The following is a 24,495-nucleotide window of genomic DNA, read 5'->3' as shown; positions in this document are numbered from 1 at the left end:
AGCCGTCATGACCTTTGAGATCAGCCACGAACAACGCCTGCTTGTCGACACGGTGCGCGACTTCATCAAGAACGAGCTTGCTCCGCTGGAACAAGAGATCGAGGAAACGGGCACCCTGTCCGACAAGGTTGCGCAGGCGATCTTCGAGAAGTCCTCGGCGCTTGGCCTTTATGGCATGAACATTCCCGAGCAGTATGGCGGGGGCGGGCTGTCCTGCCTTGATCAGATAATGTGTGAGGAACAGTTCGGGCATACGACCGATATCCTCATCCGCCGCGCCTTTGGAAATGTGTACGAGGTTCTTCTGTCTTGCGAAGGCGCGCAGATTGACCGTTGGTTGACACCCGCCGTCAAGGGCGAACGCGTCTGCTCAATCGCATTTACAGAGCCCGGTGCCGGGTCTGATGCGGCAGGGATCAAGACAAAGGCCGTACGCCGGGGTGATACATGGGTGCTGTCGGGCATGAAGCACTACATCTCGGACGGGGCGTTTTCTGATTTCTTCGTCGTGACCGCCGTCACCGATCCCGACAAGGGTCATCGCGGGATTTCCATGTTCATGGTCGACAAGGGGATGCCCGGTTTCAGCCTTGGCCGGGATCAGCAGATGATGGGCATCCGCGGCACCTCACATCTTGATCTGCATTTCGACGAGGTTGAGCTGACGGACGAGCATCTCTTGGGGCGCGAAGGCGAAGGGCTCAAGCTGGCGCTGTCGGTGTTGGGGCGCGTGCGGCTGGCCCAGGTGGCGGCCCGTGCTGTGGGCAAGTCCACAAAGATCTTGCAGATGACGCTTGATCACGCGCGCGACCGTCACCAGTTCGGACAGCCTTTGGGAGATTTCCAGATGGTCCAGCAGATGCTGGCCGACAGTGCGATGGAGATCAACGCAACACGTATGGCGCTTTGGCAATGTGCAGCGGATATCGACGCGGGTCGCGATCCACGCGCCAATATTTCCGCGCTCAAGGTGCAAGGGGCCGAGTTGCTTGGACGTGTCGTGGACCGCGCGGTGCAGATTTTCGGAGGTATGGGTTATTCCAAGGACCTGCCCATAGAGCGCTATTATCGTGATGCCCGAATTTATCGGATCTTCGACGGTGCCAGCGAGGTGCATCGCAGCGTCGTTGCGCGCGCGCTGCTCAAGGGCAGTACCGAGCTTTTCGATCCGTGGAGCGCCTGATGAAATCCAAGTTCATGTCGGCCGCCGAAGCGGTCGCGCTGGTTCCGGACGATGCAACGCTGTCCATCACCGGTGGCGGCGGCGGTCTGTGCGAAGCGATGTGCCTGCAGGAAGCCATCGAAGCGCGTTTCCTCCAGACCGGGCATCCTCGCAACCTGACACTGGTTCACGCGCTTGGCATCGGCAATCGGCAAGGCACCGGAGTCGGACGTTTCGCGCATGCTGGGATGGTGCGAAAGGTGATCGGTGGGCACTGGGTCTGGTCGCCGAAAATGCAGGAAATGGCCGCCAGGAACGAGATTGCAGCACATGTCCTACCGGGCGGTGTGGCCATGCAGCTCATGCGCGAGATTGCAGCAGGTCGTCCGGGGCTGATCACCCATGTCGGTCTCGGTACGTTCATCGACCCTCGTGTAGATGGCGGTCGCATGAATGACGCGGCTCAGGATGCGCTGTGCGAGGTCATCCAGATCGACGGGCGCGAATATCTCCGGTATTTCCCTTTTCCGATCCATGCCTGTCTTCTCAAAGGGTCCATCGCAGACGAGGAAGGCAATATCTCACTTGATGAAGAGCCTGCCAACGTAGACACTTATGCGGTTGCGGCGGCGGTTCACAATTCCGGTGGCACGGTGATCTTTCAGGTTCGGGAAAAGGTGCCCATGGGCACGCTCGGCGCTCGGCAGGTTCGGGTTCCGGCGGCTATCGTCGATGCCATTGTCGTCGATCCGGAGCAGACGCAGGGCTACGAGATTGCGTATGATCCCTCGATCTCGGGCCAGAAGCGGGCGCCGCTTCCGGCACCGGACGTGCCTGCCTTTTCGGCGCGGCGTATCGTGGCGAACCGCGCCCGGACAGAGCTGCGCGAGGGGGCCATCGTCAACTATGGCTTTGGCATTCCTGACGAGATTGCCACCATTGTGGCTGCACGCGGTGAACAGCATCTCTATTACCAGACGATCGAACACGGCACTTATGGCGGACGACTTTTGACGGGTTCCCTGTTCGGCTATGCGCAGAATGCCTCTTGTATGATCGACGGGCCCTCGCAGTTTGATTTTTACGCGGGTGGTGGACTGGATATCGCGTTTCTCGGCTTTGGACAGGTGGATGCGGCGGGCAATGTGAACGCGTCCAAGCTGGGCGGTATGCCTGTTGGTCCCGGCGGATTCATCGATATTGCGCAGAACGCCCGGACGGTGGTCTTTGTCGGAACCTTCGATGCCAAGGGCACCCGCATCAAATCGGGAGATGGCAATCTGACCATCGAGCGTCATGGAGACGTGCGAAAATTCGTGCGGCGCGTGGATCAGATCACGTTCTCCGGCGCGCAGGCCATGCGGCAGGGGCAGCAGGTACTTTATGTCACTGAACGCGCGGTCTTCCGGCTGACCGAGGACGGCCTTGCCTTGATCGAGGTCGCGCCGGGTGTAGACATACAGTTGGATGTCTTGGACCGGATGGATTTTGCCCCGGTTTCAGACGCGCCTGTACGCATGGACCAGACCCATTTCATGTGATCTGAATACCTTTAGCGGGAACACTCGGTTGACCGAGCCAGTTCGACGCTTGCCGTTCAAGCCGCACATCCTGCGCCGCCATTGATCCAAAAAATGGTGTCCGGATGAGAAACCACCTTTCTGAAAAGAGGTAGATAACAGCGGAATGGCCAATGACCTGTCGCGGGCATTCGGTCCCAACAAACCAGAGAGACAGACCACCGAAAGTGATATGGCATACTGCTCGCTGAACCGCCTGACAGCCGTCGGAATTGCGCAGGTCCAACGCGCGTTGTTTTTCCGTCAGCCAACGCGGCCCGTGTTGCCCGCGTCCGGTTCGCGCATCAAGGACCGTCAAGATCATGTTTGGCAGCGCCTGTTCGGCGGGGTATCTCAGCGGCTGCAACGCAGCACGTCCTGTCTCGGCAGATCCGGGTTGTGTCGAGACTATCAAACAGGGGGTCGCCAAGATGAGTGATGCAGCCAATCAGTTCGATTACATCGTGGTAGGCGCTGGCTCTGCTGGCTGTCTCTTGGCGAACCGGCTGAGTGCAAATCCAAAGAACCGCGTTTTGCTGTTGGAGGCGGGTAAACCCGACACGTACCCATGGATCCATATTCCCGTCGGCTACCTCTACTGCATCGGGAACCCGAGAGCCGACTGGATGTACAGGACAGAGGCAGACAAGGGGCTGAACGGACGATCCTTGATCTATCCCCGAGGCAAGACCTTGGGCGGATGTTCGTCGATCAACGGCATGATCTACATGCGGGGCCAAGCCCGGGATTACGACAATTGGGCCAAGCTCACCGGTGAGGATGCGTGGAGCTGGGAAAATGCGCTACCCGACTTCAAAGCCCACGAAGACCATTACAAACTTGATGGTGGGTCCGATCCGGCCACAGGAGACAACAGTCGCTTCTCGGATATGCACGGCTCCGGCGGAGAGTGGCGTGTCGAAAAGCAACGTCTTCGGTGGGACGTGCTTGACAGCTTCGCAGATGCGGCCGTCCAAGCCGGAATTGAAAGGACGGATGATTTCAACACCGGTGACAATTCCGGGGTGGGGTATTTCGACGTCAATCAACGATCTGGTTGGCGCTGGAACACTGCCAAAGCCTTCCTTCGGCCTATAAAGTCTCGTGAAAACCTGACCATCTGGACCGAAGCTCAGGTCGAGAAACTGAACTTCACAAAAGACGACAATGGTCTGCCGAAATGCACAGGAGTCACGGTCCTTCGTGCGGGCCACACAGTGACGGCCAGTTCTGCGAACGACGTGATCCTGTCGGCCGGGGCGATCAATTCTCCGCAGATCCTGCAATTGTCGGGTGTCGGTTCGGGAGCTTTATTGAAGCGTCACGGCATCGATGTGGTTCTGGATGCGCCATTCGTCGGGGAAAACCTGCAAGACCACCTGCAAATCCGCGCGGTCTATAAGGTTCGTGGCACAAGGACCCTGAACACCTTGGCCAATTCCCTGTTCGGAAAAGCCAGCATCGCCCTGCAATACCTGTTGACGCGATCTGGTCCGATGAGCATGTCACCCAGCCAGCTTGGTGCATTTGCCCGCTCCAACGAAAACAGAAAACACGCCAACCTCGAGTACCATATCCAGCCTCTGAGCCTCGAGGCTTTTGGGGAGAACCTGCACGACTTCCCGGCAATGACCGTCAGCGTGTGCAATTTGAACCCGACCAGCCGCGGGCATGTGCGCATTGCGTCCTCTGACTGTCGCGATCACCCCAAGATCACGCCGAATTATCTCGATACAGAAGAGGATCGCCAGGTTGCAGCCGAAAGTCTGCGTCAAGTTCGACAGATCATGCAGCAACCGGCCATGCAGAAATACCAGCCCGAGGAATTCAAGCCCGGCGTCCAATATCAAACCGACGAAGATTTGGCGCGACTGGCGGGGGATATCGCAAGCACGATATTCCACCCGGTGGGCACCATCAAAATGGGGCGCGAGGATGATCCCAGTGCTGTTCTGGATGCGCATCTACGCGTGAAAGGGATTGTGAATCTGCGTGTCGTTGATGCCTCGGTCATGCCAGAGATCACCAGTGGAAACACCAATGCTCCGACACTCATGATTGCCGAGAAAGCGGCCGGCTGGATCCTGTCAGGCACCTGACCGGTTGATCTGGCCGGGGGCCGGTCCGACGTGTCGGGTCATGAATCCGTTTTGTTTCCGGAAAAAGCAGAGCCATTGGATTGGCGATTGGGCGCCGAATTCCGGCGTCATGCGATGTGTCTTTATTTGCGAGGCATTCCCTTTGGACGCATAAGCCGTTTCTGCGCGGCAATGCGAAACGGCGCATTGGGACCGCCATATCCCGCGTATTCGGATGTCCGTTGAACGATTTCAAAGAACATTCCGCCTGCAAACGGGCGGGAATACATTTGGTAGAAGGCCCCCTGTCCATCCTCGTCATATAGGATGTTGTTTCTTTGCAATTCCTGCAGGGTCGCCGCCCCCAGATCGAACCGGGCTGCCAGGTCAGCATAGTAGTTTGACGATATTGGCAGGGGCTGAAACCCATTCTCGGACAACAGCTCGGCCGTCGTAAATATATCCTCGGTCGCAAGGGCAATGTGCTGCACCGAGGCGTTGAAGCTTTCAGCAAGAAAACTTCCGGCCATGGTACGATGGGTTTCCGCACCGTTCAGTGTGATGCGCAACGCCCCATCCGGCGATGCGAGGGCCTGAGATCGCACCAGCCCATCGGGATCGATGACATCGACCATCGGGGTTTTGCCCATGTCGAACAGCGTCGTGTAGAACAGCGACCCGCTGAGCATTTCGTCATAGCTCATGGTCTGGGCGATGTGATCGACCCGCGTAAGCCCCGCGCCCTTTGAAGAGCGCGGATGTTCAGTGAACTCCACGTCCCAGACCGATGACGGCCCACTTGTCTCATCGATGAAATGAAGAACGCTTCCACTTTGCCCGCGAATGGCCGGAATATTGAGCTGGCCCGGATCAATGGGTTGCTGGAAGGCAACGGCACCAAGAGCTTTGGCCCTTTCAACCGCTTCGCTGGCGTTCTCGACCGAGATGCCGATATCGCAGACAGATGTTCCATGCATGTTGTACGCGCTGCTGGAATAACCCCTGACTTCGCAATTGATGAGAATGCGGATCTCACCCTGCGTCCAAAGCGAAAGGTTCTTGCTCTTGTGGTTGGCCGCATGGGTGAAACCGAGCGTGGCGAGCAAGGCTTCGAGGTGTTGCGCCTCCGGACCTGCGCTTGCGAATTCAACAAATGAAACGCCGGTTGCTTTGGCTCGCGCCGGCATGGTCGCCGCTGAGTTCGGCAAGCCGGCTGACTGCCGGATCACATCGTCCATCAGTGCAAGCAATGAGCGATGCCCATCCCGAGCGATTGTCTTCGGATGGCCGCCGCGGAACTGGTCGTTGAAAATCTCAAGACTTATTGGCCCGTCATATCCAGTGGCCATCACCGCGCGCATGAAGGCTGTCACGTCCAGATCGCCTTCGCCCGGCATATTTCGGAAGTGCCGCGACCAATAAAGAAGGTCCATGTCAATGGCAGGAGCATCGGCCAACTGCACAAAGAAGATCTTGTCGCCAGGAATGCGCCGGATCGTGTCAGGATCGATCTTGCGAGCGAGCGTGTGAAAGCTGTCGAGAATGATCCCGACACTGTCATGTTCGGCCCGCCGCACAACCTCCCACGCATCGCGGTGATCGTTGATGTGACGCCCCCACGCAAGAGCCTCGAACCCGATGCGCAGACCCCGCTTTGCGGCACGTTCGCCAAGTTCGTGGAAATCGGCGGCTGCCCTGTCTATTCCGCCCAGAGCCGCCGGGTGGCAGGACGAACAGATCAGGACAAGGTCTGTTCCAAGCTCCTGCATCAGGTCGAATTTGCGTTCCGCCCGGTCAAAGGCTTTGGCTCGCAGTGGTTCCGGCAAGCCTTCAAAATCGCGAAAAGGCTGAAACAGGGTAATCTCGAGTCCCATGTCGCGGATCATTTGGCCCACGTCTCTGGGATCACCATCATGAGCGATGAAATCCTGCTCGAAGATCTCGAGGCCATCGAAACCGGCAGCCGCGATGGCCTCGAGTTTTTCAGGAAAGTTCCCGGAGATTGATATCGTGGCAATCGAGGTTTTCATTTTGTCACCCTTGATATCCAAGCAGCCGCGGGAACCACAAAACGAAGTCTGGAACAAAGGTGATCAACGCGAGTGCGAGGAACAAGGCGATGATGAAGGGCCAGATTTCCGCGATTACGCGTCCGACGGGCTGCTTGGTGATATTTGACACGATGAAGAGCAAGAGCCCGTAGGGCGGAGTGATGAGACCGATCATGGCATTGACGACAGCGATCACGCCGAAATGAACAAGGTCAATGCCGAGTGCAGACGCGGTCGGGATCAAGAGTGGCAGCACGATCAGAATGATCGCGCCCCCCTCAAGGACGCAGCCCAGAACCAGTAGGAGCAGATTGACCGCTATCAGGAATCCGATGGGCCCAAGGTCGAACCCGGCCAGAAAGGCGGCCAGTTCGCTGGGGATGTTTTCGCGCGCAAGCACGTAATTGAAAGTCAGTGACCCACCAATCAAAACGCCGATCGCGGCTGCAGAACGAGAGCCAGCAAGCAGGGTGTCCCAAAAGGCACGGAGCGTCACTGACCGATAGAGCGCGACAGAAATGAAGAGCGCGTAAAAGGCGGCGACCGCTGCAGCTTCTGTCGGCGTCATGATGCCGCCATAGATGCCGCCCAACAGGATGACCGGCAGAAGCAGTGCCGGCGCCGCCTGATAGGTCACGCGGGGCAGGTCCCGCGCAGGCACGGCATCATCAACCGGAAAGCCGCGTTTGCGGGCCACAAGATAGTTTGTCATCCCCATCATCAGGGCCATCAACAAACCCGGCACCATACCCGCTGCAAAAAGATAGCCGACCGATTGGTCGGAAACGAGGGCGTAGAGCACCATCGGAATGGAAGGCGGAATGATCGGTCCGACGGTTGCGGTGGCGGCGGTGATCGCCGCAGCATAGGCTGGCGTGTATTTGCCGTCTTTCGTCATGAGGCCGATGATGATTTTGCCCATGCCCACGGCATCGGCGACGGCGGAGCCCGACATCCCTGAAAAGATCACCGAGCTCACGACGTTCACGTGGCCCAGCCCGCCTCGGAACCGTCCGACCAAAGCTTGGCAGAACGCAAGCAGACGGTCCGCCAGAGAGCCGACATTCATGATGTCTGCCGCGAGGATGAAAAGCGGGATCGCAAGAAGGGTGTAGCCGTTGAACAGCCCCTGAAGCATTTGCTCGGTGCCGATGGACGGGTCAAACCCACGCGGAAACTGCATGTCCATCAGGATGAGATAGAGCATGGAACCGCTCATCATCGCGAGCCCGACTGACAGGCCTGCGAGCGCCAATGCCACGATCAGCACCATGGAAAGCGTAAATGGATCAATCATGGTCGTGACCCTCGGGGTGGCGCTCGAGATCTTCCGGTCGCCGCGTGCCAGTGATGCCGCCCCACGCCAGAAGCAGCATCCGAACGATCACGGCGATGTGGAACGGAATGTAGATGGCGAAGACAATGTCGAAGGGCCAGCGAAACGCGGCGGTCCGCTCGATGCCCATGAAGCTCACATAGTCCCAGGCATGCGGAAGCGTGTAGCCGAATATCGCGGCCACCGTTACGCCGACACCGACGTCCATGGCGCGCCGTATTGGTCTGGACACCGCGTTGTAGAGAATGTCCAGGCGGATCATGTCTGCGGATTTGAGGACAAAGGCAAAGCCGAAGAGAATACCCCAAAGCCACGCGATCGTTACCCATTCCACCGTCCAGAGAACCGGCCAGCCCAGCAGGTAGCGAAAGATGATCTGCAGCAGGAATACGACGAACATCGACAGCAACAAGGCAGCCGTTACGTGGTTCGCATATCCCGAAATTCGATCTGCGATGCGGTGAACGCGGTCCATGGCGGGCCTCCTTCCTGTCGCAGACAGAAGCCTGGCTTCAGGCTCCTGTCCTTAAGTCAGGACGTCATTGACCGTAGGCGACAATCGCGTCGAACAGCCCTTCAGGCCAATCGGCGTCTTCACCTTCAGCGGCGTAGACGGCTTTCACGTTCTCAACGAACGCGCTCAGGTCAGGCGTATAGATAACCATTCCATTGGCCGCCATATCCGCTTCGAGTTCGGTTTCCTGCGCCAATGTGATCTGGTCCAGTGCGGCCTCGAAATTGTCAGCACAGCCCTGCACTGTTGCCTGTTGCTCTGGCGTCATCGCATTCCACTTGTCGAGGGAAATTGTGAACAGGTTCGACGCCACGAGATGCGCGGTCTTGCCGATATGGGTCAGCACTTCGTCGAATTTCATCGACCGGGTTGCCGGAAAGCCATTGTCCTGTCCGTCGATCGCGCCTGTTTGCAACGCGGTATACACCTCGGTGAACGGCACAGGCACCGTCGTGGCGCCCATGGCACGGCCAACAAGCTGCCAGCCTTCCCCCGGGGGCATGCGCAGTTTCACGCCTTCGAGATCCGCAGGCGTCATGATTTCCTTGTCGCCTTTGTAGCCAAGATGGCGCGCGCCAATATAGGGAAACGCGAGGATTTTGACGTTCACGTTCTCTTCGATCTCGGCGAGCATCTCGTCCAGAAGATCGCTGTTGTAGACGGCGCGCATGTGCTCGTAGTCGCGGAAGAGGAACGGTGCGCCCAGAACCTTGGTTGACGGTACCTGGTTGTAGAAATCGAAAATCGCCAGGTTGCCCATGTCGAGGTTGCCGCGTTGCATGGCAGTCAGCTCGGTTCCCTGAGCAAACAGCGTGGCGCCGTGATAGGACTGGAAATCAAAGCCATCGCCAAGGCAGGCGCCAAAAGTCTCGCGAAGAGTCGTGGTGCGGATATCGCCTTCTGCAACGGTGTCGGAGTAGATCAGCTCGACCTTGTCCTGAGCTGTCGCTGCGCCGGCAAGAACGCTGAGCGCGGCTGTGCCAGCCAGAAGGGTTTTGAGTGTCTTACGCATTTGTGGTGTCCTCCCATATCGCGTTTATGACGTGGCGCCGGGTGCGCCGGGTGTTCAAGGTGCGTCCAAGGCCTCGAATGTTGCGCGCATGCGGTCCGCGCTTGGGTCGAGTTCCGTGAAGAGTTTGAAGGCACGAACCGCTTGAAAAACGGCCATGCCGCTGCCGTCGAGCGTGCGGCAGCCTTTGGCTTTGGCGGTGCGCAGCAGCAAGGTCTCGCGCGGGAAATAGACGATCTCGGAGACCCAGTGATCCGGGCGGATCAGGCTGGGGTCGATCGGCATGCCCGGAAGTTTTGCCATGCCGACGGGCGTTGCGTTCACGATGCCATCCGATCGTTCCGCAGCCTTTTCCAGGCTGTCGACCGGGTGTGCGATCTGACGCGCATGAACCGCATTTACAGCCTGGGCAAGCGCCTCTGCCGCGCCGGTCCTTGTATCGTGGATCAGGAGTGTGTTGGTCCCCAGATCAACAAGGGCATGGGCCAGAGCGCCGCCTGCACCCCCGGCGCCAATCTGCAGGACGGTTGATCTTGGCGCATCTGTCAGACCTCTGCGGAAACTTTCCGAATACCCCCAGTAGTCGGTGTTGTGGCCGCTGCGGGAGCCATTTCGAAAGACAACCGTGTTCACGGCGCCAACACGTTTTGCGGCCTCCGAAAGCGTGTCGAGATGTGACAGGACCTCCTGCTTGAAAGGATAGGTAATGTTCAGCCCGGCAAAGCCGTCTGCCTCGGCGCGCGCGATAATGTCCGAGAGCGTGCCCAGCTCTTCGGCTTCCGGGTCGAAGAGGCTGTACGAATAGGTCACTCCAAGGGCTTCGCCCTCGGCTTCGTGCATGGCAGGCGTTCTGGATTTCTGGATGCCGCAACCGACCAGACCGACCTGAACCCGCATGCCTGCCTGGTCAGTGCAAAGCACTTTCTCCGAACGCGTGGTCGCCAAGTTGTGTCCTCCCAGACAGCAGAATCGTCTGCTTGAGTGCAAATTGTACTCACGAGTTAAATTCGTCAAGGATTTTGTACTGGAGAGTTAAATTGGGGGGTGGTAGCCTGCATCCGAGGAGACTTGCGTGATGAATATTGAAAATGCGGACCCGCCGTCCGGGCGGAAATCCGGCTGGAAACAGAACCCCGAGGCCGTGCGTCAGGACATCCTGCACGCGGCCATTGCCGAGTTCGCGGAGAAGGGACTATCGACTGCACGCGTCGACGATATCGCGGCCAAGACGAAAACGTCGAAGCGGATGATCTACTACTATTTCGACGACAAGCAGACCCTGTATGAACATGCGTTGGAAGCAGCGTATGCTCAGGTCAGACAGGGGGAAAACGCGCTGCAGCTGGATCATCTGTCGCCGCAGGACGCGCTGGCAAAGCTTGTCGCCTTCACCTTCGATCACCATCGCAATCATCCCGATTTCATTCGCATGGTCATGATCGAGAATGTTCATCATGCCGAAACGCTTGCGAAATCCGAAGCGATCCAGAAGCTCAATATCCCGGTGATCGAGAAACTCGCTGCCATCTGCACGCGCGGCCAGGCAGACGGCATCTTCCGCACGGATGTCGATCCGACCGTTCTGCATTGGCAGATCAGCGCGCTGAGCTTCTTCAATGTCTCCAACCGGCCAACATTTTCGGCGCTTTTCGGTGACCAGCTCTTTGCGGAGGCAGGCCAGGCAGCCCTGCGCGAGCAGGTTGTCCACATGGTCCTGGCGAGTGTCTACAAATCAAAGGACAGACCGTGACGATTAACCCGAAACTGAATGATTTTCTGCGCGTTTGGGATGAAAAATGGGCAACGCTTCCGGTTGGGTCTGGGCCGGTCGAACGCCGGGTGCATTTCGAACAGATCGCGCGGGACATGCGGTTGGCCGAACCCTCTGATGTCGACGCGACTACGGAGCATCACATCGACACCCCGGTCGGGCCCGTTCGCGTGCGCGTGTTCCGGCACACCTCCGGCGGCGTTCAGCCCGGTCTTGTCTACATGCATGGCGGTGCGTGGATGCAGGGGAGTCCCGAAACCCATTGGGACATCACCGCGCGCCTTGCGTCGTGGAACAGGCAAACCGTTATCAGCGTGGACTATGCCAAGGCTCCTGAACGACCCTTCCCACAGGCATTCGAGCAGTGTGTCGCAGTCACTCAATGGCTCCATGACAACGCGGATTACTTGAACGTGGACCCCGCGCGGATTGCCATTGGTGGCGACAGCGCCGGTGGAAATCTTGCAGCGGCCGTTGCTCTTGAAATGCGCGACCGGGGTATGGGGCTGATCGCGCAGCTTTTGATTTATCCGGCGTGCGATTTTGTTCAGGATCGCCCGTCGATGATCGAAAACGCGGATGGCCCGCTCATCTTCGTGCGGGACATGCCGCGTGTGAACGCCATGTACTGCCCGAACCCTGACGACCTTACCAATCCAAAAGCGGCACCGCTGCATGCGTCGGATCATTCGGGCCTGCCGCCAGCCTATATCGCGGTCGCCGAACATGATCCCTTGCGCGACAGCGGCATCGCTTATGCGGAGGTTCTGAGAGCGGCAGATGTGCCGGTTGTGCTTCATCAAGGAGCCGGCATGATTCACGGATACCTGCGCGCGATGGAGTTTTGCGAGGAAGCCGCCTCCAACCTGCGCGGAATGGCGGACTGGCTTGCTGAACGGAACGAAGCGGCTGGTTGACCTCTGCGCGGACGCGGACAACGGTCAGGTAAGAATCCGGGGGCAAACCTGACACGGGCGGGGCAGCCCCCGATTTTCCATGTGGGAAAGTGCTAAAACTCCGGAGTGACCTGCCGTTGTTTACTCTACGTCAAGTTCCTCCAATCATGGCAAAACAGGGGTTTTCGACATGGGCTTCAAGGAAATTGCATGGCTTTCCAGCATTGTCGGTGGAATTGTAGGTACAGGTCTGTCCGTCATGATCCATTCGATCTAGACGCAGGACTGATTGGTTTTTGTATATTAGCGTGGCTCACCGCTCCGAACGCGGGGCGGTGAAGCTTCAGGATGGTTCAGGCTGCGCCGTGGTGCATCTTGGGCGGGTGGTAATTCTCTGTCCCTCTGGTGCGCGCAAGCACGCGCCCTAGCAACTGTTTGTTGGTTCCTCGGTTGAACCGTGCAAAATGCACCATTCCGCCACATGAGAAAGTTACACGGTTCGTGCAATTCAGCCCGTCCGAAGGACGGGCCGCGCCCGACCCTCCCCCCGGGAGGGCGCATTGGCGTGCCGTTTGCTCAGAACCACCGTCATACGCGTGCCGCCGACTTGCATCGTTCGGCGGTCGCATGCGCCCACCCAGAGTCGGGCGCTGTTGATTGCATCATTTGCACGACCTGCATTAAATCAATCTTCCAAAAAAAGACTGGCGTCTCGACTTGCTTGATCACGAAAAAGCATTGCTTCGACTATTTTGAACAATTGGTCGAGTTGCTTGTCATCGGGACCGACTTGTTCGTGCGCAGACCTGTTTCCCCATTGAATTACGTGAAGTACTGTTTTCGTATCTCGATGTGAAATCCATTGCTGCTTGGCGAGTTCAGCAACCTTCTCCGAAAAGCTGGTGCGCTTGTCTGCGCCACGCAAGACAGCAAACGCTTCAACGACACTGCGTAAGCCTGTTGCAGCTAAAATGTTCAATCCATTATCAGCTGCAGTGTAGCTCTGCTCTAATACGTTTTGCAGAGCCTCTTGGTTTGGATCGAACCTATCCAGACCGAGTGCTTTGTATCTCTTCTGATAGCGTTTTTGTGTGGGTGCATACGTATAGCCCTGATCATCATTCTTTAGCTTGAAGCGAGCGTTCTCGGGTATCTCTGAATTGTCTTTTTCTTCCCAAGCCCAGCCAAAAATTGCAAAGAGATCGTCGCAGGCACCGCATCGCATGAGTGCTCCGCATTTCTCCATCAGGATATGTTCGTCTCGCGAGGTTTGATCGTCTTCTCGGTAAAGCAACTCAAACCTTGAAAAAGCCCCGCAATGTGGACACTCGCCGTGAGACGGTAACTCACACAGACTATACATCCAACTCCTCGACAAACCGGGCGTTCTCCTGAATATATTGGAACCGCAGCTCCGGCTTCTTGCCCATCAGCCGTTCCACCAGATCGCCGGTCTCGCCGGGTTCGTCCTCGTCGATGGTCACGCGGATCAGCTTGCGCGAGGCCGGGTCCATCGTGGTTTCTTTCAAATCCTTCGCGTCCATCTCGCCCAGACCCTTGAAGCGCTGGACGTCGATCTTGCCTTTGCCGCCAAGGCCCTTTTCCATCATGCGGTCCTTCTCGGCATCGTCGGCCACATAAAGGCGCTTGGCCCCCTGGGTCAGGCGATACAGAGGCGGGCAGGCGAGGTAGAGATGGCCCGCGTCGATCATCGGGCGCATCTGGGTGAAGAAGAAAGTCATGAGAAGCGAGGCGATATGCGCGCCATCGACATCGGCGTCGGTCATGATGATGACCTTTTCGTAGCGCAGATCATCGACATTGAACTTCGTCCCGAGGCCCACACCCAGCGCCTGCGTGAGGTCGCTGATCTCGGCATTGGTGCCCAGTTTGGACGACGCGGCCCCCAGCACGTTCAGGATTTTCCCGCGCAGCGGCAACAGGGCCTGCGTCTTGCGATCCCTCGCCATCTTGGCCGATCCGCCAGCCGAATCGCCCTCGACGATGAACAATTCGGTCCCTTCGCGCGTTGACGAGGCGCAGTCCACCAGCTTGCCGGGAAGGCGTAGTTTCTTCGTGGCGGACTTGCGTTGTGTTTCCTTCTCGGCCCTCCGTCTCAGCCGTTCCTCGGCGCGGAGCACCAGAAAATCCAGGATTGCCCCAGCCGATTTCGTATCCGCCGCCAGCCAGTTGTCGAAATGGTCGCGCACCGCGCCTTCGACCATGCGCTGTGCCTCGGTGGTGGCCAGCCGGTCCTTGGTCTGGCCGACGAATTCCGGCTCCCGGATGAAGCAGGACACCAGCGCACATCCGCCCGTGATCAGGTCGTCGCGGGTGATCTGTGCCGCCTTCTTGTTGTTCGACAGCTCGCCATAGGCGCGGATGCCCTTGAGGATCGCGGCCCAGAACCCGGCCTCGTGTGTGCCGCCTTCGGGCGTGGGGACGGTGTTGCAGTAGGACTGGATGAACCCGTCGCGCGACGGCGTCCAGTTGATCGCCCATTCGACCTTGCCCGGTGCACCGAACTTCTCGCGGAACTCGACCATCCCGGCAAAGGGTTTGTCGGCATAGGTCGACGCGCCGCCCAGGCTCTCGGTCAGGTAATCCGCCAGACCGCCGGGGAAGTGGAACGTGGCCTCGGTCGGGGTTTCACCGTCGTTGATCGCGGATTTCCAGCGGATCTCGACACCCGAAAACAGGTAGGCCTTGGAGCGGACCATCTTGAACAGCCGCGCGGGCTTGAAGCGGTGCGAGCCGAAGATCTGTTCGTCGGCATGAAAGGTGACCGTGGTGCCCCGCCGATTGGGTGCTTGACCCACCTTGGCCACCGGCCCCAGCGGCACCCCGCGCGAGAAACGCTGTTCGAACAATTCCTTGTTGCGCGCGACCTGTACCACCATCGAATCCGACAGCGCATTCACCACCGAGGCACCGACCCCGTGCAGACCACCCGAGGTCTCGTAGGCCTTGCCCGAGAACTTGCCGCCCGCGTGCAGCGTGCAGAGGATCACCTCAAGCGCGGATTTGCCCGGAAACTTGGGATGCGGATCAATCGGGATGCCGCGCCCGTTGTCGCGGATGGTGACGGCGTAATCCTCGTGCAGTTCGACCTCGATCCGGTTGGCGTGTCCCGCCACCGCCTCGTCCATGGAGTTGTCCAGAACCTCGGCCACAAGGTGATGCAGCGCGCGTTCATCCGTGCCGCCGATATACATGCCGGGGCGCTTGCGGACCGGTTCGAGCCCTTCGAGCACCTCGATCGAGGACGCGTCATAGTCGGTCGGTTCGTGTCCGGAGAGAAGGTCTTCGGCCATGGCAGCTGCTCTGTCTTTGTTGCTTTGCGCGCCAGTATGGCAGAGGCGCGGGCAGGGGGGAAGCGTCAGCGTGCCTTGATCCGCAGCCAGTCTGCCAAGTCTTCCTCTTGGAGGACGCCCTGTGCCAGCGCGATGATCCTGTCGCCGACGTCTTCGGTGTCCCAGGTGATATTGATACCATGCAGATACAGGCAAAAGTTCATGCTTTCGAACGCCGTGCGCTTGTTGCCATCATTGAAGCAATGCCCGCGTGAGATGGCCGTTGCATAAGCTGCGGCCAAGTCGAAGACGTCGCCGATCATGCCATAGACAAGCCGGTTGTCGACGCGCCGCAAGGCCCCGTCGAGCGATTTGTCTTTTGCAAGACCCGGAATCTCACCGTCATTCAGCGCCGCATCGTGCAAGGCAATAACGACCTCGGTCGACAGGAGTGAGAACGTCATTTGTCTCTGAGATAGTCGAGCACAGGCTGCGTTTGATCGCGTGTTTCCTCGATATATCTCATCACCTCATCCGTCGACGCATCGCGCGGCTCTTCCTGCAAAGAGGCTTCTCCCGGGACAAGATAGCCGACGCATTTGGAGTTCTTCATGATCGCCACGGGTTTGCCGCCCGACCGGGCCAGCACTTTCTGCGGTTCGCGCAGTTCGGTAATGGTACAGATGTGGTTAGTGTGCAGACGTGCCATCGAATGACCTCCTGAATGTGTATTCAGATATACATTTCGATGGTCATCTATTCAACGGCCGTGACGATCAGCGCTATGGGTCACTCAGGGCTGTCGGATTTCATCAATCGTTCGGCCTTGCGGCGAACCAGCACACCGCGCAGATCATGCATGGCGAGCAGCAGGGCATCCGTGACCGTGTCGAGCTGCTCACTTGTCGCGCGGGACTGAGCCCATTGGGTGGTCAGGTTCAGATGATCCACGGTGCGCAGGATGTCATCCACATCGCGATTGGCAAGAATGGCCTGCCGATTTTGCATCCAGTCCCGAATGACGGTCACGTCCTCGTCGCTGAGCGTCCGATCGCCATGGGGTTTGATCTCGCCATTGCGGATGTTGACCACGGCGATTTGGTCCATTTCGATGCGGCGCTGCGGGTTTTCGGTATCCACACGAAACACAAGCGCGCCATTTTCGCGTACCCTGAAATAATAGTCTGGCAGGTCTCCAGCCATGTTCGCCTCTTGCCTGTATTCACGACAGGCTAACACCTCACATTAATGTGAGCCAGCCTATCTCAAGGCTGGCGTACGGGGAAATGTTTTTGATCAAACTCAGGACAGACCCGCACAAAACTCCTGGATCCGCTTGCAGGCTTCCGACAAGACCTCGTCCGATGTGGCATAACTCACGCGGAAATACGGGCTGAGACCAAAAGCGGCCCCGAACACCACAGCAACGCCATGCTCTTCGAGAAGTGCCGTGGCGAACGCCTCGTCCGTGTCGATCAGGGTGCCACCCGCGCTTGTCTTGCCGATGCAGCCTGCGATCGACGGGTAGACATAGAACGCACCTTCCGGCACGGCGCAGGTGATGCCCTCGCAGGCGTTGAGGCCCGCGACCACCAGATCGCGCCGTTTGCGGAATGCCTCGTTCCGTTCGGCCAGAAAGTCCTGGGGGCCATTCAAGGCCTCGACCGTGGCCCATTGGCTGATCGAACAGGGATTGGTCGTGGATTGCGACTGAAGTTTCCGCATGGCGGCGATCAGGTGCTCGGGTCCGGCCGCGTAGCCGATCCGCCAGCCGGTCATGGCGTAGGATTTCGACACCCCGTTGACGGTCAGGGTTCGGTCGTAGAGGCCCGGTTCGACCTGTGCCGGTGTGCAGAACTGAAACCCGTCATAGGCCAGATGTTCGTACATGTCGTCTGTCATGACCCAGACATGGGGGTGCCGCATCAGTACATCTGTCAGCGCTTTCAACTGGTTATGTCCATATCCCGCGCCGGTCGGGTTCGATGGCGAATTGAAGATGAACCATTTGGTCTTGGGCGTGATCGCGGCCTCAAGTGCTTCGGGCGTCAGGCGGAATCCGTTCTCGAGCGTGGTCTCGACGATCACCGGTTCGCCGCCGCCCAGCCGCACCATATCAGGGTAGCTGACCCAATAGGGGGCGGGGATGATCACTTCGTCACCGGGGTTCAAGGTGGCCAGCAGTGCGTTATAGAGCACCTGTTTGCCCCCAGTTGAGACAGCGACCTGCGACGGTGAATAGTCCAGACCATTCTCGCGCTTGAACTTGGCGCAGATCGCCCGTTTGACCTCGGGAATGCCATCAACTGGCGTGTACTTCGTTTTTCCTGCCTCGATCGCCGCAATTGCAGCCGCCTTGATGTTGTCGGGCGTGTCAAAGTCAGGCTCACCAGCCCCAAGGCCGATAACGTCATGACCTGCCGCTTTCAGCTCCATCGCCTTTTGCGAAACCGCCACGGTGGGCGAAGGACTGACGCGGGCGAGAGTGTCGGACAGAAACGGCATGACGGGCCTCTGTTTGTGAAAGGGTCGCGCCTGTCTTAGGATGCGGTCGAACGACGATCAAGCGAGGATCGCGAAAGGAGAACCGATGACCGAAACCGATCAGAACTGGTATGCTGCTGAGATTGCGACATTCGGCGACCGCATGACGGCCGCACGTGAGGCTGCCGGCATGACCCAGGAGTCGCTGGCAAAGCGTCTCGGCGTCAAGAAAAGCACCCTGCGGAATTGGGAAAACGACGTGGCCGAACCACGGGCCAACCGTCTGTCTATGCTTGCGGGTATGCTGAACGTGTCGATGATGTGGCTCATCAATGGTGAGGGCGAAGGGGTCGACGGGCCGGATTCTGAGCCGGCACCGACCGAACTCAACGACATCATTCTTGAAATCCGCGAGATGAAATCAGACCTTCACGCCAAGGCGGAACAGCTGGCCCGTCTGGAGAAGCGACTGCGCAAGGTGATGGTGAGCCCCACATGAGCGAACCCCGCGAACATCGTCTGAAACGCCTGTCCATGCGCTCCATGCGCCGTGGGATCAAGGAGATGGACATCATCCTGTCGCGCTATGCCGAGGCGCGGCTGGATGGGTTCGACGACGCGATGCTCGATCGCTATGATGCGTTGCTGTCCGAAAACGATCAGGACCTCTATCAATGGGTGAGCGGCCAGAAGCCGCCGCCCGAGGGCCTTCGGGACATGATCGACGATATCTCGACCGTCGCGTTCCAGCGCTGATCCGCAAAGAGATTCATCACCTTAACCGATTATTTGGACTTTTGGACGATTCTGCCGCCTGACGGATAAGGCGGAGACGTTGATGAGCATTCATGCATCTGTGGATCGGGTCGGCAGCGGTGGCATGCTGGACGGATATCTCGAGGCGCTGGCGCTGGTGGAGCGGCTTCACCGGCTTCTCTTGGATGTGATCAAGGACGAATTCGAACGCGTCGGCATCATCGAAATCAACGCGGTGCAGGCGCTGTTGCTGTTCAACATCGGAGATAACGAGGTGACGGCGGGGGAATTGAAGACCCGCGGGTACTATCAGGGCAGCAATGTCAGCTACAATCTCAAGAAACTGGTCGACATGGGATACATGCATCACCAGCGCTGCGAAATCGACCGCCGCTCCGTCCGTGTGCGGCTGACACCTCGCGGACGCGAAATCCGGGACCTGATTTCAGCACTCTTCGCCCGCCACGCTGATGGTCTGATTGCCAAGAACGTGATCGACCATGGCACACTGAACGAGATGAGCAGCACTCTGCGCCGGATGGAACGATACTGGACAGACCAAATCCGCTACATCTACTAGCCGGGCCTCTGGTCCGTCACGGGGCGCGCGCCAAGGATCATGTCGTTCAATTCGCGAAGAAGTTTTCGGGTCATCGCATCGCGGTAGCCTTGATAGCCTTCCGAGGTTTCCACGAATGCTCCAAATCCGTATCGCACCTCTCGCTGAAAATAATCCACGACGTCGTCCGACCCGCCAAGCACTGCCAATCCGTTGACCGTGACGTTGGAAAAAGGAAAATTCTTGTAGGCGAGGCGCGGCGAGAACCCGTCATTGTTCTCACCATCGCCAGACACGTCGATCACCTGTCGTTCGCATCTGGGTCCACGCGCAAGAAGGGTTGCCCCATAGCCAAGAGCATAGCCCATCGCGGTCGGGAACCGCGTGTGGCTCCGCGGAGCAGACAGCAGGGCCGCGATCACCCCGTCGATGGTGGCGTCATCGATGAGAGCGACCCAGGGACTAACCAATGAGCTTTGCCGCCGGCCGCTCCATTCATAGATGGCGATCGACACGTGGCCTTCACCATCAAGGATCGCCCTTCGGACCAGCGGATCACTCAACGCCGCCGCGAGCCCGTCACGTTGCAGGATGTATTCCTCGGCATCGACGGAAGATGACACATCCAGTGCGAGAAGCAGCGCAAGTCGGCAATGGTCGGACTGGGCTGTGGCCGGGGCTGCTGCTCCGACAGTCAGCGCCAGCGCCACGGCTGCCGAAATGCGCCGCATCATCCTACCAGTGGCCGGTATTTTCCATGCTGGCCCAAGGTTCCTGCGGGGGCAGGGCGTCGCCCGCCTGCAACAGTTCGATCGAGATATTGTCGGGCGACCGAACGAACGCCATGTGGCCGTCGCGCGGAGGACGGTTGATCGTGATGCCATTGTCCATCAGGTGCTGGCATGTGTCGTAGATGTTGTCGACGCGGTAGGCCAGATGGCCGAAATGACGGCTGTCCGACGGCAACCCGTCATCACCGTCCCAGTTGTAGGTCAACTCCACCGGGCAGTCTTCCTGGCCTTCGGGTGCCATGAAGATCAGGGTGAACCGGCCTTTTTCGTTGTCCATGCGGCGGGTCTCTTTGAGCCCAAGCAGGCCATAGAATTTCATCGACGCGTCCAGGTCTTTGACGCGGACCATGGTGTGAAGATAGCGAAGCGGCATGATGTTCTCCCGATTTGTTCGCCCAGAGGCTAGGCCAATTCACCGGGATGTCGAGTGCGAAAGCGGTCTCAGAAGGCAGAGCGGATCCCGACCTGAAACCCGAAGGTTTCGGTCTCATAGAGGTCGATATTGGCCTCGGTCCGCTCTGCATTCAGAGTGATCGTCGGTATGAACCCATAGAAATCCATGTCTGGCAACGCCGCTGTGACGCTGAGCGAAATACTGCGCTCGTCACGCCCGCCTGCGGCGAGGGTCGACCGGTCATGCTGTTTGTCCGAGATCGTCAGCCCGAAATCGAGCTGTGCCGGTCCAACCGGTTTGGCCAGCCCGTAGCGTGCCGAAATCGCCCGCTGGGTGTAATCAAGATAGTCCGCGTCACTTTCGGACTGCGTGAGGGTCGCTGCCACCGACAGCGTGTTGCCTCCGGCAAGTGCCATGCCATAGCCCAGATGCCCGCTCCAGATCGTCGCGTCCTGCCGCGTGCCCTCGCCCTTTTGCGCCTCGCGATTAAGCGACAGGCTGACCATCCCGTTCTTGCCCGCCGCCCGACGGTACGTCGTTCCGATGCGCGTGTAGGACAGAAGCGGATCGCCGGCATACCAAGTGCGTCCAAACCGTGCGTCCCACCCAAGCCGGGCGCGTCCGCCGGGAAGCGCGTAATCCTCCTGCGCGCCCACAAATGCTGTGCTCGTCGAAAAATCCGACCCTTCGGCCTCCGGTGCAATGTCACGCGCTTCGTCAGACAGCACGTAAGTGCGATGAGAGAGGCCAAAGAGCAGGTCAGTCCGTTTGCGATCGGTGTCGATCAGTCGATATCGCGTGCTCAGACCGCCCGAGATTTCGATACCTGACAGCGCACGCGCCTCGCCTTGCAGCGCAAATTCGAAGGGCAGACCGAAAAGCTCGGAGGTTTCGTTGCGGCTGCCATTGTTGATGTTGGAACTGGGGGCCACCGAAAAGCGGAGTGATGTCGCCCAAGGGTTCTGGCGGCGCACATAACGGAAATCCTCTGCCGCGCGAGCCTTCAACGCGTCATTCGGCGCAATTTGGACAGCACGGCGCAACCAGAGCTGTGCCGCAGTGCGCCGTCCGGACGAAGACAGCGCCTGCGCAGTTGCCAATGCTGCGGCGTATCGCGCTGTCTCGCTTTCGGCCAGGGCCCAAGCACGTCGAGCATGGGTCAGAGCATCGTCATTCCGGCCGAGATTGCGGGCGGCGCGCGAGCGGATCAGATGGGCATCAAGGTCCGCCGCGTCACGCTGGATCAGTGCACCGGTCAGGTCATAGGCCAGTCCGGCCTGTCCCTGCACAACGGCTTGTCCGGCCAGGTCGCGCATTTGATCAGGTGTCAGAACCGCCTGCGCGCTTGCCTGCGCCGAGACAAGGACAAGCGCGGCAAGGGCAAAGCCGAAGCTGCGGAACCTGCGTGGCGTCATCGGCGGTAGACGATGAACCCACCGGTTTCCTGGTAGGTGGTGCTGTCGTCGAAGCGCGGATCGTTGCCTGTCATCACCAGCACGCCCACGATTTCGCCGGCATCCTCACCTGACATGATGGCATAGTAGGTACCTTCACCGCTTTCGATGGTTTCGCCGTTGTCGAACTCTGCGATCTCGAAGATGTCACCTGCGATTTCGCCGTTGGAATCGGCGTCATCGGGTGAAATCACCGGGCGGATGCGCGGGAGGACCGGGTTGCCATCGGCATCCGTATCCTGAACCAGCGATCGCGAGGACCCTGTATCGTCGGCCTCATCACCGCGGCCAAGCGCGTCGAGATAGGCACGTGTGATCTCGGTTCCGTTGATGTCATAGAGACGACGGTTGCTCACGAAGAGCGCCACACCGCGATTGCCGTCGTTGAAGTCCTTGAAGTCGACGATCATCTCGGCGTCGCCTCCGACATATTCCAGACCGCCTCTCCCGGTGAAGACGCGAATCCCCGCATAATCACCAGTATAGCGTGCGTCGCCATCCTCGGGCAGGACAAGGCGCACCTCGTTGCCGTCGTCATCAAAGCCGTTGCGTTGATAGACGAAGCCGCCAAACCCGTAATCGACATAAGACCCTGAGCGCACAATCGCGAATTCGGTTTCGCCATTGGTGCTCCGACCGTAGATCGCACGGTATGTGAAGGTGCGCAGCGTCGTGCCGGTGACCGGGTCGGTCGTGCTTTCCGCGCCTTCGTAGACGGCGAAGGAACCGAGTTGCGCAACACCTGTCACGGGATCGCCGCGCGTGTAGACGTTGTCGCCGTCGAAAGCGATGTTGTCGACGAAGAATTCGTCCTGCCCCTCATCGTTCAGATAACGGATGTTGGTGGCGTAGCCGCCGCCGGTTTCCTCATCCCGTTCCTCGCGTCGCACGATCTGCGAATTGGGCGTCGGGTTCGTCGTGCCGGGAGGCAGTTCCGGTGTGCCGCGATCGCTGACAATCGGTTCCGCATCCGTGCCGTCGCCCCCGTCGGTGCCGCCGCCAGTGCCGTCACCTGTGGTCGGAGACTGAAGGACGTCGCCACCGCCGCTGTCGCAGGCGGCCACGAAACCCAAACAGAGGATGAGAAGGAGAATGCGCGTCATGGAATATACTGCCCCGGCTTGTTCTGGTCTTCTTCGCGACCGTTCGCCTGCAAAAATCCGGCAGCAGGATTTGAAAGTCAACGCAAAGCACCGCGCGCATGGTGAAAAAAGCCCGTGACTGAGGCCTCGGCGCAAGACACCATCCTTGGTGGTTCCGTGGCGCATAGCCCCGAGATATAGTCGAGACCGACTCATCCTAGTGGGAAAGGATTCGCCATGCCCCTGTCGCCCGAACAAGAGGCCGAAATCACCGAACAGCGCAGTGCGCCGCAACAGACGCTGCGCGCGGTCAGCGACGGCATGGAGCGGCATCTTTACACAGCCTATCCGGTGCTGGATCACGGGTTCATCCGGGTGGTGGATTACATGGGCGACGACGCCGCCATCTGTCAGGCGGCACGGGTGTCCTACGGCAAGGGCACCAAATCGGTGCAGAATGACGAAGGGCTGATCCGGTATCTGATGCGGCACTGGCATTCGACCCCGTTCGAGATGTGCGACATCAAGCTGCATGTCAAACTGCCGGTCTTTGTGGCGCGCCAGTGGATCCGGCACCGCACCGCCAATGTGAACGAATATTCGGCGCGGTATTCGATCCTTGACCGGGAGTTCTATATCCCGGCGCCCGAACATCTGGCGGCGCAGTCGGTGATCAACAATCAGGGGCGCGGGGCGGCTTTGGAAGGCGAGGAAGCGGACCGCGTGCTGCGCTACCTGCGCGATGATGCGATGCGCTGCTATGATCATTACGAAGAGATGATCAGCCAGGAGGGCCAGCAGGGACTGGCCCGCGAACTGGCCCGGATGAACCTGCCCGCGAACATCTACACGCAATGGTACTGGAAGGTCGATCTGCACAACCTGCTCCATTTCCTCCGACTCAGGGCAGATTCGCACGCGCAGTATGAAATAAGGGTTTACGCCGAAGAGATTTGCAAAGTCGTCGCCGACTGGGTCCCCTTCGCCTACCGCGCCTTCGAGGACTACCGCATGGGGGGGGCAACGCTCTCCTCGACCGCGCTGGATTGCGTGCGGCGCATGCTTAAGGGCGAGACCGTGACGCAGGAGAATTCCGGCATGTCCAAGGGGGAATGGCGGGAGTTTGAGGGGTTGTTGGGTTAAGAAATCGACATGGGCAACGAGGTTAGCAACGTATCTCAAGAGATTCAGGTAGCACTCTCCGATGCATTAGGGTCAGGATTCATAACCAGTAGATCACGACAGCAGCGAGTGCGATGGCTGAGAGGAAGACCTTGGGACAGCGGTCATAGCGTGTCGCCACGCG

General features: G+C 58.9%; 25 protein-coding genes and 1 pseudogene. 9 read left to right on the top strand and 17 right to left on the bottom strand.

Annotated features, from left to right (window positions below; genetic code table 11):
- Nucleotides 1-7: 7 nt before the first annotated feature.
- The gene (locus MRY75_RS02640) at nucleotides 8-1,183 is read left to right on the top strand and encodes an acyl-CoA dehydrogenase family protein (RefSeq protein WP_292305595.1); all 1,176 of its coding nucleotides are present in this window, start codon (nucleotides 8-10) and stop codon (nucleotides 1,181-1,183) included.
- Nucleotides 1,183-2,703, top strand: a complete 1,521-nt coding sequence (locus tag MRY75_RS02635; protein WP_292305594.1) for an acyl CoA:acetate/3-ketoacid CoA transferase — start codon at nucleotides 1,183-1,185, stop codon at nucleotides 2,701-2,703. The genes MRY75_RS02640 and MRY75_RS02635 overlap by 1 nt, the downstream gene beginning before the upstream one ends.
- Here the strand turns inward: MRY75_RS02635 and MRY75_RS02630 are convergent.
- The gene (locus tag MRY75_RS02630; RefSeq protein ID WP_292305593.1) at nucleotides 2,696-3,088 is read right to left on the bottom strand and encodes a hypothetical protein; all 393 of its coding nucleotides are present in this window, start codon (nucleotides 3,086-3,088) and stop codon (nucleotides 2,696-2,698) included. The two genes, MRY75_RS02635 and MRY75_RS02630, sit on opposite strands and share 8 nt — an antisense overlap.
- Before the next feature lie 64 nt (nucleotides 3,089-3,152).
- On the opposite strand from MRY75_RS02630, the gene MRY75_RS02625 reads away from it, so the two are divergent.
- Complete coding sequence (locus MRY75_RS02625) at nucleotides 3,153-4,820, top strand: GMC family oxidoreductase N-terminal domain-containing protein (RefSeq protein WP_292305592.1); 1,668 nt, start codon at nucleotides 3,153-3,155, stop codon at nucleotides 4,818-4,820.
- 122 nt (nucleotides 4,821-4,942) lie between these two features.
- Here MRY75_RS02625 and MRY75_RS02620 read toward each other — a convergent pair whose 3' ends face one another.
- The 5 genes from MRY75_RS02620 to MRY75_RS02600 form a co-directional block, all read right to left on the bottom strand.
- Nucleotides 4,943-6,829, bottom strand: a complete 1,887-nt coding sequence (locus tag MRY75_RS02620; RefSeq protein WP_292305591.1) for a sugar phosphate isomerase/epimerase and 4-hydroxyphenylpyruvate domain-containing protein — start codon at nucleotides 6,827-6,829, stop codon at nucleotides 4,943-4,945.
- A gap of 4 nt (nucleotides 6,830-6,833) precedes the next feature.
- Nucleotides 6,834-8,147, bottom strand: a complete 1,314-nt coding sequence (locus MRY75_RS02615; protein WP_292305590.1) for a TRAP transporter large permease — start codon at nucleotides 8,145-8,147, stop codon at nucleotides 6,834-6,836.
- Nucleotides 8,140-8,661: a TRAP transporter small permease subunit gene (locus MRY75_RS02610; protein ID WP_292305589.1), complete on the bottom strand. Its 522-nt coding sequence runs from the start codon at nucleotides 8,659-8,661 to the stop codon at nucleotides 8,140-8,142. The genes MRY75_RS02615 and MRY75_RS02610 overlap by 8 nt, the downstream gene beginning before the upstream one ends.
- Before the next feature lie 64 nt (nucleotides 8,662-8,725).
- Nucleotides 8,726-9,712, bottom strand: coding sequence for a TRAP transporter substrate-binding protein DctP (gene dctP / locus MRY75_RS02605; RefSeq protein ID WP_292305588.1), 987 nt, complete (start codon nucleotides 9,710-9,712; stop codon nucleotides 8,726-8,728).
- A 54-nt stretch (nucleotides 9,713-9,766) separates the two neighbouring features.
- Entirely contained in the window at nucleotides 9,767-10,654 is an 888-nt protein-coding gene (locus MRY75_RS02600; RefSeq protein ID WP_292305587.1) for a shikimate dehydrogenase, read from the bottom strand.
- 130 nt (nucleotides 10,655-10,784) lie between these two features.
- Here MRY75_RS02600 and MRY75_RS02595 point away from each other — a divergent pair, with 130 nt between their 5' ends.
- Nucleotides 10,785-11,459, top strand: a complete 675-nt coding sequence (locus MRY75_RS02595; RefSeq protein ID WP_292305729.1) for a TetR/AcrR family transcriptional regulator — start codon at nucleotides 10,785-10,787, stop codon at nucleotides 11,457-11,459.
- Nucleotides 11,456-12,397: an alpha/beta hydrolase gene (locus MRY75_RS02590; RefSeq protein WP_292305586.1), complete on the top strand. Its 942-nt coding sequence runs from the start codon at nucleotides 11,456-11,458 to the stop codon at nucleotides 12,395-12,397. Before MRY75_RS02595 ends, MRY75_RS02590 begins: the two co-directional genes overlap by 4 nt.
- A 664-nt stretch (nucleotides 12,398-13,061) precedes the next feature.
- On the opposite strand, the gene MRY75_RS02585 is transcribed toward MRY75_RS02590, so the two are convergent.
- From MRY75_RS02585 to MRY75_RS02560, 6 genes are all read right to left on the bottom strand, one after another.
- Nucleotides 13,062-13,622 carry a DUF4145 domain-containing protein gene (locus MRY75_RS02585; protein ID WP_292305585.1) on the bottom strand — a complete coding sequence of 187 codons (561 nt, stop codon included), beginning with the start codon at nucleotides 13,620-13,622 and terminating at the stop codon, nucleotides 13,062-13,064.
- A 109-nt stretch (nucleotides 13,623-13,731) separates the two neighbouring features.
- Nucleotides 13,732-15,690: a DNA topoisomerase IV subunit B gene (gene parE, locus MRY75_RS02580; RefSeq protein WP_292305584.1), complete on the bottom strand. Its 1,959-nt coding sequence runs from the start codon at nucleotides 15,688-15,690 to the stop codon at nucleotides 13,732-13,734.
- Nucleotides 15,691-15,755: 65 nt separating this feature from the next.
- Nucleotides 15,756-16,133 (bottom strand): type II toxin-antitoxin system death-on-curing family toxin, encoded by a 378-nt coding sequence (locus MRY75_RS02575; protein ID WP_292305583.1) that lies wholly within the window; start codon nucleotides 16,131-16,133, stop codon nucleotides 15,756-15,758.
- Complete coding sequence (locus MRY75_RS02570; protein ID WP_292305582.1) at nucleotides 16,130-16,378, bottom strand: hypothetical protein; 249 nt, start codon at nucleotides 16,376-16,378, stop codon at nucleotides 16,130-16,132. The genes MRY75_RS02575 and MRY75_RS02570 overlap by 4 nt, the downstream gene beginning before the upstream one ends.
- An 80-nt stretch (nucleotides 16,379-16,458) precedes the next feature.
- On the bottom strand, nucleotides 16,459-16,872 hold the full coding sequence (locus MRY75_RS02565; protein ID WP_292305581.1) for a hypothetical protein: 414 nt from the start codon (nucleotides 16,870-16,872) through the stop codon (nucleotides 16,459-16,461).
- A gap of 99 nt (nucleotides 16,873-16,971) precedes the next feature.
- Nucleotides 16,972-18,174, bottom strand: a complete 1,203-nt coding sequence (locus MRY75_RS02560) for a pyridoxal phosphate-dependent aminotransferase (RefSeq protein ID WP_292305580.1) — start codon at nucleotides 18,172-18,174, stop codon at nucleotides 16,972-16,974.
- Between the two features lie 85 nt (nucleotides 18,175-18,259).
- On the opposite strand from MRY75_RS02560, the gene MRY75_RS02555 reads away from it, so the two are divergent.
- The 3 genes from MRY75_RS02555 (at nucleotide 18,260) to MRY75_RS02545 (ending at nucleotide 19,489) form a co-directional block, all read left to right on the top strand.
- The gene (locus MRY75_RS02555; RefSeq protein ID WP_292305579.1) at nucleotides 18,260-18,652 is read left to right on the top strand and encodes a helix-turn-helix transcriptional regulator; all 393 of its coding nucleotides are present in this window, start codon (nucleotides 18,260-18,262) and stop codon (nucleotides 18,650-18,652) included.
- Nucleotides 18,649-18,909, top strand: a complete 261-nt coding sequence (locus MRY75_RS02550) for a succinate dehydrogenase assembly factor 2 (protein ID WP_292305578.1) — start codon at nucleotides 18,649-18,651, stop codon at nucleotides 18,907-18,909. Before MRY75_RS02555 ends, MRY75_RS02550 begins: the two co-directional genes overlap by 4 nt.
- 82 nt (nucleotides 18,910-18,991) lie before the next feature.
- The gene (locus MRY75_RS02545; protein ID WP_292305577.1) at nucleotides 18,992-19,489 is read left to right on the top strand and encodes a winged helix DNA-binding protein; all 498 of its coding nucleotides are present in this window, start codon (nucleotides 18,992-18,994) and stop codon (nucleotides 19,487-19,489) included.
- Here the strand turns inward: MRY75_RS02545 and MRY75_RS02540 are convergent.
- The 4 genes from MRY75_RS02540 to MRY75_RS02525 form a co-directional block, all read right to left on the bottom strand.
- Nucleotides 19,486-20,199, bottom strand: coding sequence for a DUF1194 domain-containing protein (locus MRY75_RS02540; RefSeq protein ID WP_366934899.1), 714 nt, complete (start codon nucleotides 20,197-20,199; stop codon nucleotides 19,486-19,488). The genes MRY75_RS02545 and MRY75_RS02540 overlap by 4 nt on opposite strands.
- Before the next feature lie 4 nt (nucleotides 20,200-20,203).
- Nucleotides 20,204-20,632: a VOC family protein gene (locus MRY75_RS02535; protein ID WP_292305575.1), complete on the bottom strand. Its 429-nt coding sequence runs from the start codon at nucleotides 20,630-20,632 to the stop codon at nucleotides 20,204-20,206.
- 68 nt (nucleotides 20,633-20,700) lie between these two features.
- Nucleotides 20,701-22,068: a hypothetical protein gene (locus tag MRY75_RS02530; protein WP_292305574.1), complete on the bottom strand. Its 1,368-nt coding sequence runs from the start codon at nucleotides 22,066-22,068 to the stop codon at nucleotides 20,701-20,703.
- A complete protein-coding gene (locus MRY75_RS02525; RefSeq protein WP_292305573.1) occupies nucleotides 22,065-23,210 on the bottom strand; it encodes a hypothetical protein in 1,146 nt (381 codons plus the stop codon). Before MRY75_RS02525 ends, MRY75_RS02530 begins: the two co-directional genes overlap by 4 nt.
- Nucleotides 23,211-23,426: 216 nt before the next feature.
- Between MRY75_RS02525 and thyX the strand changes: the two genes are divergently transcribed.
- A complete protein-coding gene (gene thyX / locus MRY75_RS02520) occupies nucleotides 23,427-24,332 on the top strand; it encodes an FAD-dependent thymidylate synthase (RefSeq protein WP_292305572.1) in 906 nt (301 codons plus the stop codon).
- A gap of 79 nt (nucleotides 24,333-24,411) precedes the next feature.
- Here thyX and MRY75_RS02515 read toward each other — a convergent pair.
- Nucleotides 24,412-24,495, bottom strand: a pseudogene (locus tag MRY75_RS02515) (IS5/IS1182 family transposase); the annotation flags it as partial.

The sequence above is a fragment of the Marivita sp. genome (assembly GCF_022763305.1).
GTDB lineage: Bacteria > Pseudomonadota > Alphaproteobacteria > Rhodobacterales > Rhodobacteraceae > Marivita.
The sequence above is the reverse complement of the archived record's forward strand: the minus strand, read 5'-3'. Positions and strand labels throughout refer to the sequence as shown.

Excerpts from the sequence above, each read along its gene's own strand:
- MRY75_RS02640 (WP_292305595.1), top strand. The coding sequence starts at position 8 with ATGACCTTTGAGATCAGCCACGAACAACGCCTGCTTGTCGACACGGTG.
- MRY75_RS02635 (WP_292305594.1), top strand. The coding sequence starts at position 1,183 with ATGAAATCCAAGTTCATGTCGGCCGCCGAAGCGGTCGCGCTGGTTCCG.
- MRY75_RS02625 (WP_292305592.1), top strand. The coding sequence starts at position 3,153 with ATGAGTGATGCAGCCAATCAGTTCGATTACATCGTGGTAGGCGCTGGC.
- MRY75_RS02620 (WP_292305591.1), bottom strand. The coding sequence starts at position 6,829 with ATGAAAACCTCGATTGCCACGATATCAATCTCCGGGAACTTTCCTGAA.
- MRY75_RS02615 (WP_292305590.1), bottom strand. The coding sequence starts at position 8,147 with ATGATTGATCCATTTACGCTTTCCATGGTGCTGATCGTGGCATTGGCG.
- MRY75_RS02610 (WP_292305589.1), bottom strand. The coding sequence starts at position 8,661 with ATGGACCGCGTTCACCGCATCGCAGATCGAATTTCGGGATATGCGAAC.
- dctP (WP_292305588.1), bottom strand. The coding sequence starts at position 9,712 with ATGCGTAAGACACTCAAAACCCTTCTGGCTGGCACAGCCGCGCTCAGC.
- MRY75_RS02595 (WP_292305729.1), top strand. The coding sequence starts at position 10,785 with ATGAATATTGAAAATGCGGACCCGCCGTCCGGGCGGAAATCCGGCTGG.
- MRY75_RS02585 (WP_292305585.1), bottom strand. The coding sequence starts at position 13,622 with ATGGAGAAATGCGGAGCACTCATGCGATGCGGTGCCTGCGACGATCTC.
- parE (WP_292305584.1), bottom strand. The coding sequence starts at position 15,690 with ATGGCCGAAGACCTTCTCTCCGGACACGAACCGACCGACTATGACGCG.
- MRY75_RS02575 (WP_292305583.1), bottom strand. The coding sequence starts at position 16,133 with ATGACGTTCTCACTCCTGTCGACCGAGGTCGTTATTGCCTTGCACGAT.
- MRY75_RS02570 (WP_292305582.1), bottom strand. The coding sequence starts at position 16,378 with ATGGCACGTCTGCACACTAACCACATCTGTACCATTACCGAACTGCGC.
- MRY75_RS02565 (WP_292305581.1), bottom strand. The coding sequence starts at position 16,872 with ATGGCTGGAGACCTGCCAGACTATTATTTCAGGGTACGCGAAAATGGC.
- MRY75_RS02560 (WP_292305580.1), bottom strand. The coding sequence starts at position 18,174 with ATGCCGTTTCTGTCCGACACTCTCGCCCGCGTCAGTCCTTCGCCCACC.
- MRY75_RS02555 (WP_292305579.1), top strand. The coding sequence starts at position 18,260 with ATGACCGAAACCGATCAGAACTGGTATGCTGCTGAGATTGCGACATTC.
- MRY75_RS02550 (WP_292305578.1), top strand. The coding sequence starts at position 18,649 with ATGAGCGAACCCCGCGAACATCGTCTGAAACGCCTGTCCATGCGCTCC.
- MRY75_RS02545 (WP_292305577.1), top strand. The coding sequence starts at position 18,992 with ATGAGCATTCATGCATCTGTGGATCGGGTCGGCAGCGGTGGCATGCTG.
- MRY75_RS02540 (WP_366934899.1), bottom strand. The coding sequence starts at position 20,199 with ATGCGGCGCATTTCGGCAGCCGTGGCGCTGGCGCTGACTGTCGGAGCA.
- MRY75_RS02535 (WP_292305575.1), bottom strand. The coding sequence starts at position 20,632 with ATGCCGCTTCGCTATCTTCACACCATGGTCCGCGTCAAAGACCTGGAC.
- MRY75_RS02530 (WP_292305574.1), bottom strand. The coding sequence starts at position 22,068 with ATGACGCCACGCAGGTTCCGCAGCTTCGGCTTTGCCCTTGCCGCGCTT.
- MRY75_RS02525 (WP_292305573.1), bottom strand. The coding sequence starts at position 23,210 with ATGACGCGCATTCTCCTTCTCATCCTCTGTTTGGGTTTCGTGGCCGCC.
- thyX (WP_292305572.1), top strand. The coding sequence starts at position 23,427 with ATGCCCCTGTCGCCCGAACAAGAGGCCGAAATCACCGAACAGCGCAGT.